General features: G+C 69.3%; 18 protein-coding genes. 9 read left to right on the top strand and 9 right to left on the bottom strand.

What is annotated here, in order from left to right; translation table 11 throughout:
- Positions 1-15 precede the first annotated feature (15 nt).
- Positions 16-1086: a bifunctional nicotinamide-nucleotide adenylyltransferase/Nudix hydroxylase gene (locus AC1VNX_RS03245; RefSeq protein WP_483155440.1), complete on the bottom strand. Its 1071-nt coding sequence runs from the start codon at positions 1084-1086 to the stop codon at positions 16-18.
- Between the two features lie 81 nt (positions 1087-1167).
- On the opposite strand from AC1VNX_RS03245, the gene AC1VNX_RS03250 reads away from it, so the two are divergent.
- The 5 genes from AC1VNX_RS03250 (at position 1168) to AC1VNX_RS03270 (ending at position 5804) form a co-directional block, all read left to right on the top strand.
- The gene (locus tag AC1VNX_RS03250) at positions 1168-2004 is read left to right on the top strand and encodes a pseudouridine synthase (protein ID WP_483155441.1); all 837 of its coding nucleotides are present in this window, start codon (positions 1168-1170) and stop codon (positions 2002-2004) included.
- A complete protein-coding gene (locus AC1VNX_RS03255) occupies positions 1971-3104 on the top strand; it encodes a winged helix DNA-binding domain-containing protein (protein ID WP_483155442.1) in 1134 nt (377 codons plus the stop codon). Before AC1VNX_RS03250 ends, AC1VNX_RS03255 begins: the two co-directional genes overlap by 34 nt.
- Positions 3105-3250: 146 nt before the next feature.
- Positions 3251-3907, top strand: coding sequence for a response regulator (locus AC1VNX_RS03260; protein WP_483155443.1), 657 nt, complete (start codon positions 3251-3253; stop codon positions 3905-3907).
- Complete coding sequence (locus AC1VNX_RS03265) at positions 3904-5274, top strand: sensor histidine kinase (protein ID WP_483155444.1); 1371 nt, start codon at positions 3904-3906, stop codon at positions 5272-5274. The genes AC1VNX_RS03260 and AC1VNX_RS03265 overlap by 4 nt, the downstream gene beginning before the upstream one ends.
- 191 nt (positions 5275-5465) lie before the next feature.
- The gene (locus AC1VNX_RS03270) at positions 5466-5804 is read left to right on the top strand and encodes a hypothetical protein (RefSeq protein ID WP_483155445.1); all 339 of its coding nucleotides are present in this window, start codon (positions 5466-5468) and stop codon (positions 5802-5804) included.
- A gap of 40 nt (positions 5805-5844) precedes the next feature.
- Here AC1VNX_RS03270 and aqpZ read toward each other — a convergent pair whose 3' ends face one another.
- Together aqpZ and AC1VNX_RS03280 are read right to left on the bottom strand one after the other, a co-directional pair.
- Entirely contained in the window at positions 5845-6552 is a 708-nt protein-coding gene (gene aqpZ / locus AC1VNX_RS03275) for an aquaporin Z (protein ID WP_483155446.1), read from the bottom strand.
- Between the two features lie 186 nt (positions 6553-6738).
- A complete protein-coding gene (locus tag AC1VNX_RS03280; protein ID WP_483155447.1) occupies positions 6739-7752 on the bottom strand; it encodes a zinc-dependent alcohol dehydrogenase family protein in 1014 nt (337 codons plus the stop codon).
- Between the two features lie 101 nt (positions 7753-7853).
- Between AC1VNX_RS03280 and AC1VNX_RS03285 the strand changes: the two genes are divergently transcribed.
- Positions 7854-8762, top strand: coding sequence for a LysR family transcriptional regulator (locus AC1VNX_RS03285; protein WP_483155448.1), 909 nt, complete (start codon positions 7854-7856; stop codon positions 8760-8762).
- Positions 8763-8818: 56 nt separating this feature from the next.
- On the top strand, positions 8819-9850 hold the full coding sequence (locus AC1VNX_RS03290) for an ABC transporter substrate-binding protein (protein WP_483155449.1): 1032 nt from the start codon (positions 8819-8821) through the stop codon (positions 9848-9850).
- Between the two features lie 104 nt (positions 9851-9954).
- Here the strand turns inward: AC1VNX_RS03290 and AC1VNX_RS03295 are convergent, their stop codons facing one another.
- From AC1VNX_RS03295 to AC1VNX_RS03320, 6 genes are all read right to left on the bottom strand, one after another.
- Complete coding sequence (locus AC1VNX_RS03295; RefSeq protein ID WP_483155450.1) at positions 9955-10599, bottom strand: hypothetical protein; 645 nt, start codon at positions 10597-10599, stop codon at positions 9955-9957.
- A complete protein-coding gene (locus tag AC1VNX_RS03300) occupies positions 10596-11423 on the bottom strand; it encodes a COG1470 family protein (protein WP_483155451.1) in 828 nt (275 codons plus the stop codon). The genes AC1VNX_RS03295 and AC1VNX_RS03300 overlap by 4 nt, the downstream gene beginning before the upstream one ends.
- Positions 11420-11938 (bottom strand): hypothetical protein, encoded by a 519-nt coding sequence (locus tag AC1VNX_RS03305; protein WP_483155452.1) that lies wholly within the window; start codon positions 11936-11938, stop codon positions 11420-11422. The genes AC1VNX_RS03300 and AC1VNX_RS03305 overlap by 4 nt, the downstream gene beginning before the upstream one ends.
- Entirely contained in the window at positions 11935-12573 is a 639-nt protein-coding gene (locus AC1VNX_RS03310; RefSeq protein WP_483155453.1) for a hypothetical protein, read from the bottom strand. Before AC1VNX_RS03310 ends, AC1VNX_RS03305 begins: the two co-directional genes overlap by 4 nt.
- On the bottom strand, positions 12573-13178 hold the full coding sequence (locus AC1VNX_RS03315; RefSeq protein WP_483155454.1) for a hypothetical protein: 606 nt from the start codon (positions 13176-13178) through the stop codon (positions 12573-12575). Before AC1VNX_RS03315 ends, AC1VNX_RS03310 begins: the two co-directional genes overlap by 1 nt.
- 62 nt (positions 13179-13240) lie before the next feature.
- On the bottom strand, positions 13241-15373 hold the full coding sequence (locus AC1VNX_RS03320; protein WP_483155455.1) for an SdrD B-like domain-containing protein: 2133 nt from the start codon (positions 15371-15373) through the stop codon (positions 13241-13243).
- A 466-nt stretch (positions 15374-15839) separates the two neighbouring features.
- Between AC1VNX_RS03320 and htpG the strand changes: the two genes are divergently transcribed.
- The gene (gene htpG / locus AC1VNX_RS03325; protein ID WP_483155456.1) at positions 15840-17876 is read left to right on the top strand and encodes a molecular chaperone HtpG; all 2037 of its coding nucleotides are present in this window, start codon (positions 15840-15842) and stop codon (positions 17874-17876) included.
- On the top strand, positions 17873-18577 hold the full coding sequence (locus tag AC1VNX_RS03330; RefSeq protein WP_483155457.1) for a hypothetical protein: 705 nt from the start codon (positions 17873-17875) through the stop codon (positions 18575-18577). Before htpG ends, AC1VNX_RS03330 begins: the two co-directional genes overlap by 4 nt.
- Positions 18578-18719: the final 142 nt, after the last annotated feature.

The following is an 18719-nucleotide window of genomic DNA, read 5'->3' on the forward strand; positions in this document are numbered from 1 at the left end:
ACAAGGCCGGGGCGTTCAGTTCTTGCCCAGGCCACCCAAAAAATGATTCGCGATGAAGAAGTGGTCTTCGTAGATGCGCTCCTGCATGTCGAGGAACTCGGCAATGGGCGCCCAGCGCACCTCGGCCGCGTCGTCGTCGGCGCGCACCTCCGACAGGCCCGTCCACTGGTTGTGCGCCAGCTCGAAGAAGAAGCCGTGCGTGATGGTGCGGCCGCGCTGCGAGCGGTCGGGCGCGTCGAACACATGGCTGGCCTTCATGCTGCCGTTGAGCACGGGCACCGGCACCTTCAGGCGGGTTTCTTCCTTCAGCTCGCGGATGGCCGCGTCCTGCAGCCGCTCGTGCTGGCCGACGAAGCCGCCGGGCAGCGCCCAGGTGCCCTTGCCGGGATGGAACTTGCGCTGCACCAGCAGGATGTGGCCAGCCTCGACGACCACGGCATCGACGGTGGTGTAGATCGGGGGAAACTCGCTGCCGGCGTAGCGGTACTTGTCGCGGTAGTCGGCGAGGAATGCGCGTTCCTCGCAGAGCTCGGCGTAGTCGGCGGTGCGGGTGAACTGGTCGAGGAACGCGGCCGTGCCGTCGGGCAGGTCGGCGCGCGCGAGCTGGCCGCGGTTCTCGGGGTCGAAGTAGAGGCTGCGCACGTCGGTGGCGTTGAGGCTCTCCACGCTGTTCTGTCCGACGAACTCCCAGTGCGGGAAGAGCTTGAGGTAGTAGCTCGACGCGTCCTTCAGGTGGCCCACCAGCGCCACCTTGGCCTTTGCGGGCGTGTGGCCGTCCTGCACGATGAGCCGCTCGACCGCCGACTGGATCGACGCGATCCAGATCTGGTCGTTGTAGGGCGAATCGCCCACGCCGACCACGCTCACGCGCATCTGCTCGGTGCCGCGCAGGCAGGCGCGCACCATGCGTTCGCGTTCGTCGAAGGTGAATGGGTTCTTGACGCTGCGTGGCTGCCGGTCGGAGCCGACCACCACGATGACCCGCTCGGCGGCGCGAAGGCCTTCCTCGATGAGTCGTTGATGTCCGAAATGAACGGGCTGGAAGCGCCCGATGACGATGGCGTATTGGTACTTGCGTGTGCTCACTTGGGAATCCCCCAAAAAGAACGCGATCAACTCGCGTCTGGCTTCAGGATAGCATCGGTGCCGCAATCCGATCAAGCCCCGATGACAGAGCCCTCTTCTTCCTCCCCCACCGACGCCGTGCGCCTCAACAAGCGCATGGCCGAGCTCAAGCTGTGCTCGCGCCGCGAAGCCGACGAATGGATCGCCAACGGCTGGGTGAAGGTCAACGGCAAGCCGGCCGAGATGGGCGTGAAGGTCACGCCCTCGGACCGCATCGAGGTCGACAAGGCCGCCAAAGGACAGCAGGCGAACCAGGTCACCATCCTCATCAACAAGCCCATCGGCTATGTGAGCGGGCAGGCCGAGGACGGGCACGATCCGGCGGTGAAGCTCTTCACGCCGCAGAACCGCTGGGCCGACGACAACGCGCGCTTCTTCTTCAACCCCGGACAGCTGCGAGGCCTCGCGCCCTGCGGCCGGCTCGACATCGATTCCACCGGCCTGCTGGTGATGACGCAGGACGGCCGCATCGCGCGCCAGCTCATCGGCGAGGACTCGACGATGGAGAAGGAGTACCTGGTGCGCGTGGCCTACCACGGCCTGGGCCAGCCCGCGTCCACCGGCCAGCTGGTGCGGCTGGACGACGACGACCCCGTCACCACCAACGTGCAGGCGGTCTTCCCGAAGGCCATGCTCGCGAAGCTGCGCCACGGCCTGAGCCTCGACGGCCAGGCGCTGAAGCCGGCGCGGGTCGACTGGCAGAACCCCGAGCAGCTGCGCTTCGTGCTCACCGAAGGCAAGAAGCGCCAGATCCGCCGCATGTGCGAGCTGGTCGGCCTGAAAGTGGTCGGCCTCAAGCGCGTGCGCATCGGCCGGGTGATGCTCGGCAACCTGCCCGTGGGCCAATGGCGATACCTCGCGCCGCACGAGAAGTTCTGAGCCTGCGCGCGCTGAACCGCGCGACGCTGGCGCGGCAGATGCTGCTGGAGCGGCGCAAGCTCAGCGCGACACAGGCCGTCGAGCGGCTGGCCGGGCTGCAGGCGCAGGCGCCCAATCCGCCTTACATCGGTCTCTGGAGCCGCATCGAAGGCTTCCGGCGCGAACAGCTCACCGAGGCCCTGCGCAAGCGCCACATCGTTCGCATGTCGACCCTGCGCGCGACGCTGCACCTGATGACCGCGCAGGACGCGCTGGCATGGCGCCCGCTGCTGGAGCCCGTGCATCAGCGCGGCCTGCTGGGCAGCAGCCACAAGAAAGAGCTTGAAGGGCTCGATCGCGCGGCCGTGATCGCGGCGGGGCGCGCACTGCTCGGCGAGCAGCCGCGCACCGGCGCCGAGCTGGGGCAAGCCCTGGGCCTGCAGTGGAAGGGCCGCGAGGCCGCATCGCTGGCCGCGCTGATCCGGAACAACCTGCCGCTCGTGCACCTGCCGCCGGCCGGCACCTGGAACTCGCGTCAGAACGCGGTGCTGCAGCCCCTGGGAGACTGGCTCGCAGAGGCTGTGGAAGCCGCCCCTGCCACGCAGGATGACCTGCTGCTGCGCTACCTCGCCGCCTTCGGCCCCGCCACGCTGGCCGATGCCGGCGCATGGTCGGGCCTCACGGGCTGGAAGGCGGTCGCCGAGCGCCTGCGGCCGCAATTGCGCGTGTTCGCGGGCGAAGACGGCCAGGAGTTCTTCGACCTGCCCCGTGCGCCGCGCCCCGACCCCGGCACGCCCGCGCCGCCGCGTCTCGTGGCCGAGTGGGACAACCTGCTGCTCTCGCACGCCGACCGCAGCCGCGTGCTCAGCGAGGCACACCGCGCCCGCGTGTTCACCATCAACGGCATCGTGCGCGGCACGGTGCTGCTCGACGGTTTCGTGGCGGGCACCTGGAAGATCGAGCGGGAGAAGCTGAAGAGCAGGAACACCGCCACCGTGCTGCTGGAGCCCTTCGGCCGCTGGTCGAAGGCCGACCGCGCAGGCGTGGAGAAGGAAGCTCTCGACCTGCTGGCCTTTGCCTCGGACGACGAGGGCGAGCGCCACGCCGTGCGCGTGGCCTGATCCGGCCTGAGCCATTGGGCCATTGACCCCGCGCCGCGCCCGCTGCCTAAGCTTGCTCTAAGTATTCGCACCTACTCTGCGCCACGGCGCAGGCTCTTCCGATCATCCCGGTCGCGTGCTACCTTGCGGCCGAAGGAGTCGCCGCGATGCGCGTGCTGTTGGTGGAAGACGATGAAATGATCGGGCGCAGCCTGAAGCAGGCGCTCGAGGGCGCGGGCTGGTCCGCGGACTGGGTGCGCGACGGCGAGCTGGCGCAGAGCGCGCTCGGCGACGGCGGCTACACCTGCGTGCTGCTCGACCTGGGCCTGCCGAAGCAGGACGGCACCGAGGTGCTGCGCCGCGCCCGCGAACACGGCGACGCCACGCCGGTGCTGGTGCTCACCGCGCGCGACGGCCTCGACGACCGCATCCACAGCCTGGACCTCGGCGCCGACGACTATCTGCTCAAGCCCTTCGAGTTTCGCGAGCTGCTCGCGCGCATGCGCGCCGTGGTGCGCCGTCGCGATGGCGCCGCGCACTCGCTGGTGGGCAGCGGTGCGCTGCAGCTGGACCTCACCACGCGCGAAGTCGTGGTCAACGGCGCACGAGAGGCGCTCACCGCGCGCGAGTTCGCGCTGCTGCACGCACTGCTGGAGCGTCCCGGCGCCATTCTTTCGCGCGAGCAGCTCGAGAACCGCATCTACGGCTGGGGCGAAGAGGTCACCAGCAACGCGATCGACGTGCTGATCCACGGCATGCGACGCAAGCTCGGCGCCGATGCGATCCGCAACGTGCGCGGTTTGGGCTGGCGCGTGGCCGCATGAACGGTGCGGCGCGCGGCATAGGCCGCTGGTGGCGGCCGCGATCGCTGCGCACGCAACTGCTGCTGTGGCTCATCACGCTGCACCTGGTCGCGGCCGTGCTCACGGCGTGGTTCTCCTTCGTGGCCTACGGCAACCTCGTGCACAACGCGCTGGACGACCAGATGCGCCTCGTGGCCGAGTCGTACGCGGGCAGCGATCCGCAGAAGCTGCCGCGCCCCATGGACGGCGAGGCCGCGTTCTCGCGCGGCGCTTTCATCGTGCAGATCTGGAGCGCCGACGGCAGCACGCTGCGCGCCACTTCATGGCCGGTGCTCACGGTGCCGCTGCAGGCCCGTCCCGGCTTCAGCGACGTGAATACCGGCACGCACGCGGGCTCCGCATGGCGCGTGTTCACCGCCGAGCCCGGCTCGCGCGCCGACCAGCCGCGCGTGCAGGTGCTGCAGAACGAGGACTATCGCCGCCGCCGCGCATTGCGCCGCGCGCTGCTCGAAGGCTTGCCGATCACGCTGCTGCTGCCGCTGGCGCTGCTGATCCTGTGGATCATCGTGTCGGCCGCGTCGCGCTCACTGCGCGCGGTGGCGCGCGACGTCGCCTCGCAGGACGAGCGCAGCCCCACCGAGCTGTCGCTCGCGCGCGTGCCCGACGAGATCGCGCCGCTGGTGGGCGCCTTCAACAACCTGCTGTCGCGCGTGCGCAGCGCCTTCGCCACGCAGCGGCGCTTCGTGCAGGACGCGGCCCACGAGCTGCGCACGCCGATGGCCGCCATCGGCCTGCAGATCGAGAACCTGCGCGCGCACGTGCCTGCCGGCGAGGCCACCGAGCGCTTCAACCAGCTGGAGGCGGGCGTCACGCGCGCACAGCATCTGATCGAGCAGCTGCTGCATCTCTCGCGGCAGGATGCGCCGCGTGTGGGGAGTGCGAGCGAGCGCGTCGACATCGAGGTGCTGCTGCGCGACAGCGTGAGCCAGCTGATGGTGCTTGCCGACGCGCGGCGCGTGGACATCGGCTTCGAGGGCAGCATCGCCGCCGTGGTGGTCGCGCCGGTGGCCGAGCTGCGCAGCGTGTTCGACAACCTGATCGACAACGCGCTGCGCTACGCGCCCGAAGGCGGCGTGGTCGACGTGAAGCTGCATCAGGTCGAAGGCCATGCGGTGGTCGACGTGCTCGACAACGGCCCCGGCATTCCGCAGGCCGCCATGGGCCGCGTGTTCGACCGCTTCTTCCGCGTGCCGGGTGCGGCGGCGGGCGGCAGCGGGCTGGGGCTGGCGATTGCCCGCACGGCGGCGGAGCGCCATGGACTGCGCATCGAACTGCGCAACCGCACCGACGGGCCAGGGCTGATGGCTCGGGTGCATCTGCCTGCCTAGCGCTGCCGTGCGTGCTGGGGCGGTGCGGTCCAAAGCTTCAGGAAAAAGAACGGCGCTCACGCGCGCCTAACTCTTCGCTCACATCCAGCTCAGTCAGCGTGCCTAGAGTGCGTTCAGGTCCTGCCACGCGCAGTTCGCGCGATGGCATGTGACCGGAGACAACCTGCTGCAATCAATCAGGAGAACACACCATGCGCACTTCCTTCAAGCTTCTCGCCGTCGGTTCCTTTGCTGCGCTGGCAGCGATGGGCGCCGTCACCGCATCGGCCGAAACCACCGATGGTTCGGACTTCCATCCGCTGCAGATGAATTCGCCGGAGAACCCCGATGTGCAGGCCGGCGCGATGGCCGCCGCACGTCCGAGCGGCACCGAGCCCGTGGGCCAGTCGACCAGCGCTCCCGCGATGAGCTCGACGATGCCGGTGGCCGACATCCAGGCAGGCGCCTATGCGGCGTCTCACCCGACCGGCACCGAGCCGATCGGGCAATCGACTTCACTGCCGATGGTGAAGTCGGGCAGCGGCAGCTGAGTCGACGAGGCCCTTTCGCTGCCGCCGGTGACGACGGCGATCAGTCGTCGTTGCCGTTGCTGAGCAGTGCGCGGTAGATCACCGCGCCGATGATGGCGCCCGCGATGGGCGCCGCCCAGAAGAGCCACAGTTCCGACACCGCATAGGACGGCCCGAAGAGGGCTGGCCCTGTGCTGCGCGCCGGGTTGACCGAGGTGTTGGTCACGGGAATCGAGATCAGGTGAATGAGCGTGAGGCACAGGCCGATGGCCAGCCCCGCGAAGCCGCCGGCCGCGCGCTTGGCGGTGGCGCCGAGGATCACGATCAGGAACACGGCCGTCATCACCACTTCGCACAGCAAGGCAGCTGTCATGCCGTACTTGCCGGGCGAGTGCTCGCCATAGCCGTTGGTGGCGAAGCCGCCGATGTCCGCGCCCGGCTTGCCGGTGGCGATGAGATAGAGAATGCCCGCCGCGGCGATGGCGCCGAGCACCTGCGCCACGATGTAGCCCGCGAGCTGCGAGGCCTTGAAGCGGCCCGCGGCCGCGAGGCCGATGGACACCGCCGGGTTGAAATGCCCGCCCGAGATCGGGCCCAGTGCGTAAGCCCCCGTCACCACCGTGAGACCGAAGGCCAGCGAGACGCCGAGCAGGCCGATGCCGACATTTGGAAAGGCCGCAGCCAGAACTGCGCTTCCGCAGCCTCCGAGCGTGAGCCAGAAAGTACCAATGAACTCGGCAGACCACTTTTTATAGGTACTGTGTTCCATAACGCTCCATCCTGAAGTTGAGAAAGCGCGCGGGCCGCGAGGCGATGCGCGGGCGGATTCTAGGAACGCAAAGAGGGAGCGTCGAGCAAGTCGTTGGCACTAACGGAACCTGTTCACGGATGGCGCGGCTTTTGTGCACTGCCGCAACTGCGTTGCATCTGCCGCACCAGTTCGTTTCGTGATCTTTTACAGCGTCACGACGATCTTTCCGAACGCGCCGCGCTCCAGGTGGTCGAGCGCATCGGGCAGTGCGTCGAAGCCGTAGCTTGCCGCGATCACCGGCTTGAGCGCGTTCGCATCGACGGCGCGCATGAGATCTTCGAGCGCGCGGCGATGGCCCACGCCGATGCCCTGCACTGTCACGCGGCCCAGCACCATCGCGTAGAACGACGCGTTCAGCGTCTCGCCGCCGAGCATGCCGATGATCGACACGCGCCCGCCCTGCTTCACGGCCTGCAGCGAGCGATCGAGATTCGGTCCGCTCGCGAGCTCGAGCACGTGGTCGGCACCGCGTCCTCGCGTGAGGCGGCGCACTTCGGCGGGCCAGTCGCCATCGCGCGCGAGCACATGCGAGGCACCGAGCGCGAGTGCCTGCGCACGCTTGGCATCGTCGCCGCCCGTCACCACGATGGCCCGCGCGCCATGCAGTCGCGCGATCTGCAGGCCGAAGAGCGCGACGCCGCCGGTGCCGTGGATCAGCACCGTCTCTCCCGCGCGCAGCGCGCCGGTCTCGGCCAGCGCGAACCATGCGGTGAGGCCCGCGCAGGGCAGGGTGCTGGCTTCGGCCAGGCTCAGCGTCCCGGGCGCGGCCACCGCCCAGGCGGCATCGAGCAACACGTGCGAGGCCAGCATGCCGGGGCCGGGCCCGCCGAGCAGCGTGGTGTCGGCATGCCAGTGGCTGTCGATCCAGCCGCCCCAGAAGGTGTTGACGACGCGGTCGCCGACCGCGAAACGCGTCACGCCGGGGCCCACGGCCTCCACGGTGCCGGCCATGTCGGAGCCGGGCACGAAGGGCATGCCGATCGCCATGCCCATGCCGTCGCGGATCATCAGCAGGTCGCGGTAGTTGAGCGAGACCGCACCCACCTTCACGAGGATCTGGTGCGGGCCCGGTGCGGGCAACGGGGCCTCGGCCTGCTCGAGATGGGCGCGGCCGAATTCGGGAAGCTGCCAGCGGCGCAGCGTTCGGGGTTCTTGCATGAATGGGCTCCAGGGGAAAGACAGGAAGCCTTCATGCTATTGACGATCAAAAATATCCGGTGGTGGATAATTTTCCGATCAATGGCGCCTGAAAGTATCCAATGAGCCAGCGTCTGCAAGGCATAGAAGAATTCGTCGCGGCGGTGGAGGCGGGCAGCTTCGCGCTGGCCGCGCAGCGCCTGCACGTCACGCGCTCGGCCGTCGCCAAGAGCATCGCGCGGCTCGAATCGCGGCTGGACACGCGGCTCTTCCTGCGCACCACGCGCAGCCAGAGCCTCACGCAGGAAGGCCACGGCTACTACGAGCGCTGCCGCCGCGCGCTGGCCGAACTCGAAGCGGCCGAGGCCATCGCCGACGTGGCGCGCAGCACAGCCTCGGGGCTCGTGCGCCTGAGCATGCCGGCGATGCTGGGCCGGCTGAAGGTCGGGCCGCTGCTGCTGGCGCTGGCGCGCAACCATCCGCAGCTGTCGCTGGAGCTCTCGTTCAACGACCGGCGCGTCGATCTCGTCGAGGAGGGGCTCGATCTCGCCATCCGCAGCGGCGAGCTCGCCGACAGCACGGAACTGGTCGCACGGCCGGTCGGCATGCAGTGGATGGTGCTGTGCGCCTCGCCAGCCTACCTCGCCGCGCACGGGCATCCCGCCGGCATCGACGAACTGAAAGGGCACGGGGCCGTGCTCTACGCGCGCGACGGGCAGGTCTCGTCCTGGCGCTTCCACGATGCCGAGGGCCGCCTCGTCGAGGTGACGCCGCCCTCGCGGCTGCGCTGCGACAGCGCCGAGGTGCTGCTGGAGGCGGCCGTCGGCGGCATGGGCCTCGCGCGGCTGCCGGCCTGGCTGGCGGCCGATGCGCTCGCGGCCGGCACGCTGATGCGCGTGTTCGACGAGCCCCGGCCCTTCGGCTTCGAGCTGAACCTGATCCGTTCGCGCAGCCGCTACCTGCCGCTGAAGACGCGCGTGGTGACCGACTGGCTGGCCGAGCACCTGCCGCCGTTGCTGGCTGCACGCTGAGCGGCTGTTGGGCGCTATCCTGCGCCTTCCAACAACGACAACGAGGAGATCCGCGCATGCGCCCATCCGCCATCGCCATCGCCGCCGGCATTGCCGCGGCCGCCCTTCTGGGTGCGCCGAACGCCGCGGCCCAGGGCACCGTCAACGCACTGTGCAGCACCGACGCCGGCTGGTGCGAGGCTGCTGCCACGGCCTTCACGCGCGAGACCGGCATCAAGGTGCAGCAGGCCCACAAGGGCACCGGCGAGATCGGCGCCCAGCTGCGCGCCGAGGCCGCCAATCCCAAGACCGACATCTGGTGGGGCGGCACCGGCGACCCGTTCCTGCAGGCGGCCGAGCAGGGCCTGCTGGAGCCCTACCGCCCGACCTACATCAACGACCTGCACGACTGGGCGGTGCGGCAGTACGCGCTGTCGCAGAACATGGTGGGCGGCTTCTACACCAGCGCCATCGGCTTCGGCTTCAACACCGACGTGCTCAAGAAGAAAAAGCTGCACGAGCCCAAGTGCTGGGCCGACCTGATCAAGCCCGAGTACAAGGGCGAGATCGAGATCTCGCATCCCGCCACCAGCGGCACGGCCTACACCATCATCGCGGGCCTGGTGCAGCAGATGGGCGAGGAGGAGGCCTTCGACTACCTGAAGAAGCTGCACAGGAACGTGACCAGCTACACCCGCAGCGGCCAGGCTCAGGCGCCCAACGTGGCCAAGGGCGAGGTGGCCATCGGCGTGAGCTTCATCTTCGGCTTCGAGCGCTGGCGCTACGACAAATTTCCGGTGAAGACCGCCGCGCCCTGCGAGGGCACGGGCTACGAGATCGGCGGCATCGCCCTCGTGAAGGGTGCGCGCAACAAGGAGAACGCCAGGCGCTACTACGACTGGCTGATGAGCCCCGCGGGGCAGGCCATCGGCGGCAAGTCGGGCAGCCTGCAGTCGCCGGCCAACAAGACCTTCAAGCCCGACCCGCGCATCCCGTCGATGGCCGAGGTGAAGCTCATCAAGTACGACTTCGAGAAGTACGGCAAGGCGGCCGAGCGCAAGCGTCTCATCGACCGCTGGACGCGCGAGGTCGAGTCCTTGCCGAGGTAGGCGGCTCCCGGCCCTTTTTCTTGTTCATGCAAAGCTCCTGAATCCACCCCGGAGCCTTGGCGAGCGATCCCGGCGCCAGCTGACCTGGCGGCGCACCGGCCCCGTCAGGGTGAACTGGCGGTGAAGGTGACCTGCCCGGTGTAGGTGCCGGCGGTGCGGCTGGCGAGGTTCGCGTAGGAAAAGGTCCAGGTCGCGGTGCGCTGGGTGACGAGGTTGGCGAAGGCGGTGCCCACGACGTTCACGGCGGTGCCCGTCCCGGTGTTCGGAATCTGCGGTGCGGGCAGGTTGGCATCGCTGCTGGCGATGGTGATCTCCGACAGCGGGATCGTGTTGGCGCCGTTCGCCAGCGGTGTCGTCGCGGTGGCCCGCAGCGTGATCTGCCCCGCGTTGCTGCGCACCTCCACCGGCAGCGCGTTGCCCGAGGGCGTGACGCCGAAGCCGGGCGCCGCGCCGCTCCAGTTCACCGGTGTGTTGTTGCCCGCGACCGGCGTGGTGGGCACGGCCGGGATCGACGGCGTGAGCACGAAGCTCACCGTGCTGGTGGTGCCGCCCGGCGTGGGCCAGGCGCCGTCGCCGATGCGGAAGAAGATGAACTTGTCGATGGCGATGGTGAAGTCCAGGTTCACGCCGGTGCTCAGCGGCACGGTCGCGCTGGGGCCGGCGGTGCTGGAGGCGGCCTGCGCCCCTGTCATGCCCATGCCCAGCACGACGGCGAGCGTACCGGCGCCATGCATCGCGCGGGTGTTCATTTCAGTTCCACGTCCACCTTGAAGCTGCCCTTGTCCCAGTCCAGCCGGCCGCTGGCCTTCACCGGGTAGACGGGCTGCGGCGGCGGTTGTCCGCCCTCGCCCTTGGGCACCAGCGCCAGCGTGCGCGTCTGGCCCGGCAGGATCGGCGTGCCCTCGGGTACCAGCTCGAACGCGAGGCCCTTGCTGTCGGTGGCGTCCAGGCTGCCTTCGAGCCGGCCGTGCGCGTCGCCGGTGTTGGCCACTGTCACCACCGCGCGGCGCGCGCCGCCGGCTTCTCCGCTGGCGATCTGCCTGATCTCCAGCCTGGGCTCCGCGCCGTCGAGCATGACGTACACCGCCACCGCGATGCGGCCCGTCACCGGCAGGCTCAGGCTGGCGCCGCCGCTGCGGATGACGGTCTGCTGCGCCGGCTCCGAGCCCTCGATGGCGATCATGAAGCGGCACTCGCCGCGCGGCGCGTCGGCCGGCGGTTCGACCTGGAAGCGGAACGATCGCTTGCCGCGCGCGGGCACCGTCACGCTGCGCCGCTCCAGCACCACCCACGGCCTGCAGCTGCCGGGCAGCAGTTCGTCGTGATAGCCGATGTTGCCCTCGGCCGAGTAGCTCCAGTCGATGGTGCGCATCGTCACCTCGGAGGCGGTCGAGGCCAGGTTGTGGATGTCGAGCGACTGGCCCAGCCGCGCGCCGGCCTTGCCTGTGAGCTCGAAGCGCGATGGGGTGACGGCGAGCTCGAAGGGCGCCGCCATCGATGTTCCGGCAGCGGCGAGAAGCACGAAGCAAAGGGGCGTGAGGAAAAGGGGCGTCAGAAAAGCAGGTGCGTTCATGGCAGCGTTTCGATTTCGAAGAACGACTCGAAGCTCAGCGCCGAGCCCGATGGCATGCGCAGCTCGCGCGGATCGACGCGCAGCGTCAGCTCGAAGGTCTCGTTCATCCATGGTGACTGGACCATGCCGTTCCACACCTGCACCCGGTCGCCGGGGCGGCCGCTGCCGCTCGCGAAGACGCCGTTGCCGCGCCACTGCACCTGCATGCCGGCGGGAGAGCGCAGGCCCGCGACCATCGCCGGGATCACGTAGAAGATGCGCGCGCGCCGGCCCATGTGGGACGCGGTGGCCAGCCGGTATTCGACGCGCCCGAGAGGCAGCACCAGCATGTTGCCGTCCATGCCCTGGGCATTGCCGAAGTCGCTGCGCACCTGCGCGCGCGGCGAGGCGGAGTCGTCGAGCCGGGCGATCGTCGCCCGCGCGGGATGGAACGCCGCGGTGCACAGGAGCAGCACCGCCAGCGGCGCCGCGGCCGTGCGCCGGCGAAAGAGGCGTGGAAAGCGAGCGGCGTTCATTCCATCGACGCCGTGAAGCGCACGGTGCCCTTGTAGTTGCCGCCCGGGTAGATCACGTCGTTGTCGTACGAGAACTGCAGCCGCGTGGCCGTGATGTTGTTCGACAGGTAGGTCCAGGTGCCGATGCCCAGCACGCAAGGCAGGCCGAGCGGGCCGACGCAGAAGGTGGCGTTCGCGTTGTAGCTCGCGATCGACTGGGTGGCGGTGCCGTCGAAGCGGCCGCTCTGGATGTCGCCCGAGGCGGCGCTGCTGTTGTTGGTGGCCACCCAGCTGACCTTGCTGAAGGGAATGACCGTGGTGCCGCAGCCGCCCGACTGGCAGCTCAGGCCGGCGGAGGAGTCGACGCGCAGCGTCACCGGGCGTGCCACCGTGGTGTTGGCCACGGGACGCACCGGCATCACCCAGACGTCGATGGTCGGCGTGCCGGTCACTGCCGTGGGCGTGAGCCCGGCATTGGCGCCGGTCACGCTGAAGGCCACCGTGTCGACGGTCGCGCCGGCCGAGCCCACGCGAAGCGTGAGGCCGTAGGTGCTGCCGGTGTCGGTCACGGTGGTGATGACGGCGCGCGCGGGCATGGCGGCGAGCATGGCCGCCGCAGCGAGCGCCATCGCCGTCACCACCGTCTGCGCCGGCATCAGATGCCCTGTGCGGTGTACGTGATGGTGTTCGTGTAGGTGCCCGCGACCCAGCCGGCGGGCGTGCCGCCGAGCGTGTAGGCCCAGGTGCCCGTGGCCACCGCGTTCGAGGGGAACGAGGTCGAGGCGCAGGCGCCGAGGTTGGCGCCCGGGTGCGGCAGCGTGCCGGTGGTCGCGACGGTGAAGTCCGCGTTCGCCGGGCCGCCGGCGGCGGGCGCCCAGGTGCCCATGGCGCAGTTGATGGTGCCGGCGCCGGCGTTGGTCCAGGCGTACACGTTGAGCGTGTTCGTGGTCGAAGCGGGCGTGACGGTGGGGGCCGCGCCGTTCCAGTCCACGTTGGTGTTGTTGCCGGTGACCGGCGTGGTGGGCACGGCCGGAATGCTGAGGGCGGAGGTCCAGGTCACCGTGTCGACCGTGGTGTTGGTCGAGCCCACGCGCAGCAGGATCAGCTTGGGCACCGTCACGCTCAGGTTCACCTTGGCCTGCGCGGTGATCGTGCCCGTGCCGGAGCCGTACTGGCTCTCGGCCACGGCATTGCCGCCGGCCAGCGCGAGGCCCGCGAGGCATAGGACCGTCAGTTTGCGGGAGATGGGGGCTCTGGTCATGAAGTCTCCTTGGGTTGAATGCACTGGGGTGGGGAAAGGGGCTGCTGGCAGGCCGGCGCGGTTCATTCGCCCACCTTGACGACGGGGATCGCCACGCTGGCCTGGCCGCGCAGCGGGACGTTCACGCTCACCCCGTTCTCGCCGGCCGCGCCCCATGGCAGCGGCACGCTCTCGAGCCTGAGCGTCAGTTGATGGCGGCCGGTGGTCACCAGCGGAAATTCGAAGCGGCCGTCGCGGTCGGTGACGGCGCGGTAGCGGCCGTCGAGCAGCACCTCGACGCCCGAGACACCGCCTTCGCCCGACTGCTCCTCGCCGTCGCGGTTGGCGTCGTAGAACACGCGCCCCGACACGCTGCCCCCACCGGGCCCTTCGGCGCGCATGCCGGCCGCCCGGTAGCCCGTGCCGGCGCTGCCCTCCCAGCGCAGGTAGACGTAGGCGGTCTTCTCGTTGCTGCGATAGAGGTTGGGCGCGGACCACGAAGTCGGCAGCGGCGAGGCTCGCGCCTGGTTGAAGTTGGCCACGAAGCCCAGCCGCCAGCCCGAGCCCAGGTCCTTCTCGGCCGTGAGCGAGCCCGACAGGCCGCGGCTGGTGTAGAGGCCGCCGCTTTGCGAGGTGTAGCGCAGGTTGCCGCCCACGTTGAAGCCGCCGTCGAACCAGTAGCGGAACTGCAGGCCGGCCGTCGGGTAGCTGCGCTCGGTGCCGCCGCTGCGGTCGCGCGCATGGCCGACGGTGGTGGTGAGTTCGGGGCGCATGGTCTCGTAGCGCCCGCCGATCCAGTCCTGCTCCCACTGCACTTCCTGGCCGGTGGCGGCGGAGTCGCCGAGCACGATCAGCTCGTTGCGCCGCACCGTCAGCGTGAAGCGGCTGCGCGGCCAGTCGAAGAAACGGGTCTGGTAGAAGGCGCTCGCATAGAGGCTGCGGCCGTCGCCGCCACCGGTCGACGTGCCCGGCAGGCTGCTGGCGGAGCTCGCTTCGTAGCGCGTGCGGTAGGCGCTCACGCTGCCGCCGACGGAGTTGTAGCGGTCGAAGAGGTACTGGAAGTTGCCGTTCGCGCCCACGCGCCGGTAGCCCGAGAGGCGAAAGCTCGTGTCGGCCGCCGCGCGCTCGTAGTCCAGGCCGGCGCCCCAGCTCATGCGGCTGGTGTTGCGGTCCACCCGCCAGTAGGTGCCGCGTGTGCCGGTGGCCAGCGCGTAGTCGCCGAAGTACAGGTTGGGCCGCGCGGTGTAGGCGCCGAACTCGTGGCGGTACAGGCCGGTGCGCGCACTCGCCTCGACGAAGAGACCGTGCGAATCGCCGGTGGGCACGCCCGGCGTGGGCGAGCTCACGCGGCTGCCCACCAGCGTGGCGCGCGCCTTGAAGTCGCCGTCGCGCAGCACGTCGCGGCCGTAGCCCAGCGAGGTGGCCCAGCTCGTGACGTCCTTGCGGCCGAAGCCCTGGGCCGTCAGCGGGTCGTAGTAGTAGGCGGCGACGTTGCGCGCCTGGTCGAGCTGGAACGCGGTGAACCACTTTTCGTCCAGCCGCAGCGTGGCGCCGAGCCAGCCCAGCGTGCCCTGGCTCTTCTCGAAGCCGGGGTACGGCCCGCCCGTGAGGTTGCCGCGCTGGCCGAAGCCGGCGCGCAGGTCGAACTCGCTGCTGAAGACCCGCGTGGAGGCGCCGCGCACCGTGGTCGAGCCCAGCGAGAGCCTGTAGTTGCGCGAGAGGCCGTCGGTGAGCTCGCTGTAAGTGTCGCCCACGGTGGTGTCGGCGAAGGTCTGCGTGGTCAGCGGAAAGCCGAGGTTGCGCAGCGTGAAGCGGCCGCTGGTGTTCTCGCGCGCATAGCCCAGTGAGCCGATGCCGAAGCTGCCCGTGGTGTTGTCGCCGCCAAGGTGGCGGCCGTCGGCCTGCAGCACGAACTCGCCGTAGTTGAGCGTCTCGCGGCGGTACTCGAAGCGCTGGCCCAGCTCGCTCGCGCGCTGGCGGCCGTAGCCGGTGGTGGTGGCTTCGCCGAAGCCGATGCGGCTTTCGACCAGCCAGGCGCGGTAGCCCTCGGGCTGCGCGGCCTCGGGCGAGTCGTCGGCCGAAGCCTTGTCCGACGGGGCTGTGTCGGGGGTCATGAAGCGGTCTTCGTAGGCCTTGGGCGCGGATTCGATGAGCGCCTTCAGGCGCGCCTGCTCCGCCTGTACGCGATCGAGGGTTTCGATGCGCGCGTCAGCCACGACACGGGCGGCAGGGGCCGTCGCCTGCTGGGGTTTTTGCTGGGGCTCCGCCTGTGCCTGCGCACAGGACAGCCACGCGAGGGCGGTCGTGCACTCGATCCATACAAGGGCGGCTACCGGGCGCCTCGCGGCTCCGGGCGGGCCGGAAACGGCCCCTGGCGACGTGCAAGTCATCAGAAGTCATCCCTTGTCTCGCTCCCCGGGGCTGTACCCCTGTTCGTGTCACTTCCTGGCAGTCGTCAGGATATTTCAGAACTGTTAACAAGAGTCAATTTTTCGGGGGGCGGAGGGTTTTCCCCAGAGGAGACACGGGCATCGGGCCTCCGGAAAGCCGAAAAATGGAACGTTGGATTTCATTTGCTCTTGATGAGAACAAAAGACGGCCCAATTGAAGACGTTGGCGTGGCGGCGCTCTGCGACGCCGCGCCCGACTTAGAATTTTTCCGGTTTCGACATTTCAATTTCCATGGCTGATTCCTCCAAAACCAAACTTCCGTTCCAGGCCGAAGTCGCACAACTGCTGCATCTGGTCACCCATGCGCTCTACTCGAACAAGGAAATCTTCCTGCGCGAGCTGATCTCGAACGCATCGGACGCCTGCGACAAGCTGCGCTTCGAGGCGCTCGACCATCCCGAGCTGTACGAAGACCAGCCCACGCTCGACGTGCGCCTGAGCTTCGACAAGGCCGCGCGCACCATCACCATCACCGACAAGGGCATCGGCCTGTCGCGCCAGGAGGCCATCGACAACCTCGGCACCATCGCCAAGAGCGGCACCAAGGACTTCATGAGCAAGCTCAGCGGCGACCAGAAGGCCGACGCTCAGCTCATCGGCCAGTTCGGCGTGGGCTTCTACTCGGGCTTCATCGTGGCCGACAGGATCACCGTCGAATCGCGCCGCGCCGGCCTGCCGGCCGATCAGGGCGTGCGCTGGGCCAGCGGCGGCGCCGGCGACTTCGAGGTGGCCGACATCACGCGCGCAGAGCGCGGCACCAGCATCACGCTGCACTTGCGCGAGGATGCCGACGAGTTCCTGAACGCCTGGAAGCTCAAGCAGATCGTCGGCAAGTACTCCGACCACATCTCCCTGCCCATCCTCATGGAGAAGGAAGAGTGGAAGGACGGCGAGAACGACCAGCCCGGCGACATGGTGAAGACCGGCGAGTGGGAAACCGTCAACAAGGCCAACGCCCTGTGGAGCCGCCCCAAGAAGGACATCACCACCGAGCAGTACGAAGAGTTCTACAAGAGCATCAGCCACGACTTCGAGGCCCCGCTCGCCTGGAGCCACAACCGCGTGGAAGGCAGCACCGAGTACACGCAGCTGCTCTACATCCCGGCCAAGGCGCCCTTCGACCTGTGGAACCGCGAGAAGAGCGCGGGCGTGAAGCTGTACGTCAAGCGCGTCTTCATCATGGACGACGCCGAGGCGCTGATGCCCAGCTACCTGCGCTTCGTGAAGGGCGTGATCGACTCGGCCGACCTGCCGCTGAACGTGAGCCGCGAGCTGCTGCAGGAAAGCCGCGACGTGAAGGCCATCCGCGAAGGCAGCACCAAGCGCGTGCTCGGCATGCTGGAAGACCTGGCGAAGAAGCAGAAGACCGCGCCCGAGAGCGGCGAGGGCAGGATCGACGTGGGCTCGGGCGAATCGGTGCCGGCTCCCGAGCCGACCGAGGGTGTGACCGACGTGGTCGACAAGAACGCGCCCACCGCCGCTGAAACCGCCGCTGCTGCCGCCGACGAATCGGGCAAGTACGCCAGGTTCTACGCCGAGTTCGGCTCGGTGCTCAAGGAAGGCCTGGGCGAGGACTTCGGCAACCGCGAGCGCATCGCCAAGCTGCTGCGCTACGCCTCCACCACCACCGACACGGTGAGCGTGAGCTTCGCGGACTACAAGGCCCGCATGAAGGAAGGCCAGGACGCCATCTACTACATCACGGCCGACACGCTCGCCGCCGCCAGGAACAGCCCGCAGCTCGAAGTCTTCAAGAAGAAGGGCATCGAGGTGCTGCTCATGACCGACCGCGTCGACGAGTGGGCGCTGAACTACCTCAACGAGTTCGACGGCACGCCGCTGCAGAGCGTGGCCAAGGGCGCGGTCGACCTCGGCAAGCTGCAGGACGAGGCCGAGAAGAAGGCCGCCGAGGAAGCCGCCGAGTCGTTCAAGCCCCTGCTCGAGAAGCTCAAGGAGGCGCTCAAGGACAAGGCGGAAGACGTGCGCGTGACCACGCGCCTCGTCGATTCGCCTGCCTGCCTCGTGGTGCAGGACGGCGGCATGAGCACGCAGCTCGCGCGCATGCTCAAGCAGGCCGGCCAGCCCGCGCCCGAGCTGAAGCCGGTGCTCGAGGTCAACGCCGAGCATCCGCTGGTGAAGAAGCTCGAAGGCTCGGCGCACTTCGACGACCTGGCCAACATCCTCTTCGACCAGGCGCTGCTGGCCGAAGGCGGCCTGCCGGCGGACCCGGCGGCCTACGTGAGGCGCGTCAACGCGCTGCTGGTGTGAACGGCCGGCCGCGCGTCATCCGTGCAGCGGCCGTCGTTCCGGCGGCGCTGCTCTTGCTCCTGACGGGCGGCTGTTCCCACTATCACGTCGGCATTCCGCTGGTGCCCGGGCTCTCGCTGGGGCTCGGCGCCACGAAGGACGGCAATTTCTCCGTCGGACTGAACACCGGCTTCGGCCCGCTCGGCGCGGGCGTGGCGGTGAACAACGGCGGGCAGGTGTCGGGCTCGGCCGGCGTGGGCGTCGGCGTGGGGCCGGTGCGCACCGGGGTGAGCAAGAGCGCCATGCTCTACGACCCGAAGGGGCAGCCGGTGGCTCCCGTGGCGCCGGCCACGGCGGACGGAGCGCCACCAGCGGCTGGCGCGGTGGCCTCTGCCGCCCCCGTGGCTTCGCCGGCTGCCGCAGCCGCGCCAGCCCCGGTCCAGTATTACTCGACACCCGCGGCGCCATTCACGCCCGTGGGCCCGGTCATTCCGACGGCTCCCGTGGCCGCCGCGCCCGCCAGTGTTTCGCCGGCCGCTGCGCCGGTCCGGAGGGCTCCGCTGGTCAAGATCACGCGTCCGCCGCCGGAGCCGGCGGCCCCCGTGGCGCCTGTTGCTGCCGCGGCGCCCGCCGTGAACGTCACCTACCGCACGCCGGCCGTGGCCGCCGCTGCGGCATCGGCCCGCGAGGCCGGCACGCCGGGCAATCCGGTCGCGCCCTGATCCCGCTGACTCCCTCCTGATCCCGCTCGGCCCTTGTGGCCTCGCGCGTCCCGTATCGCGCGGCGCACGGCGATGCCACTACCATGGCGCAGAACCCGTCCGCCCCATGACACGCCGCCGACCGTTTCTGCAGCAATTGCTG

Source organism: Variovorax sp. TLI9-5A (assembly GCF_056867935.1).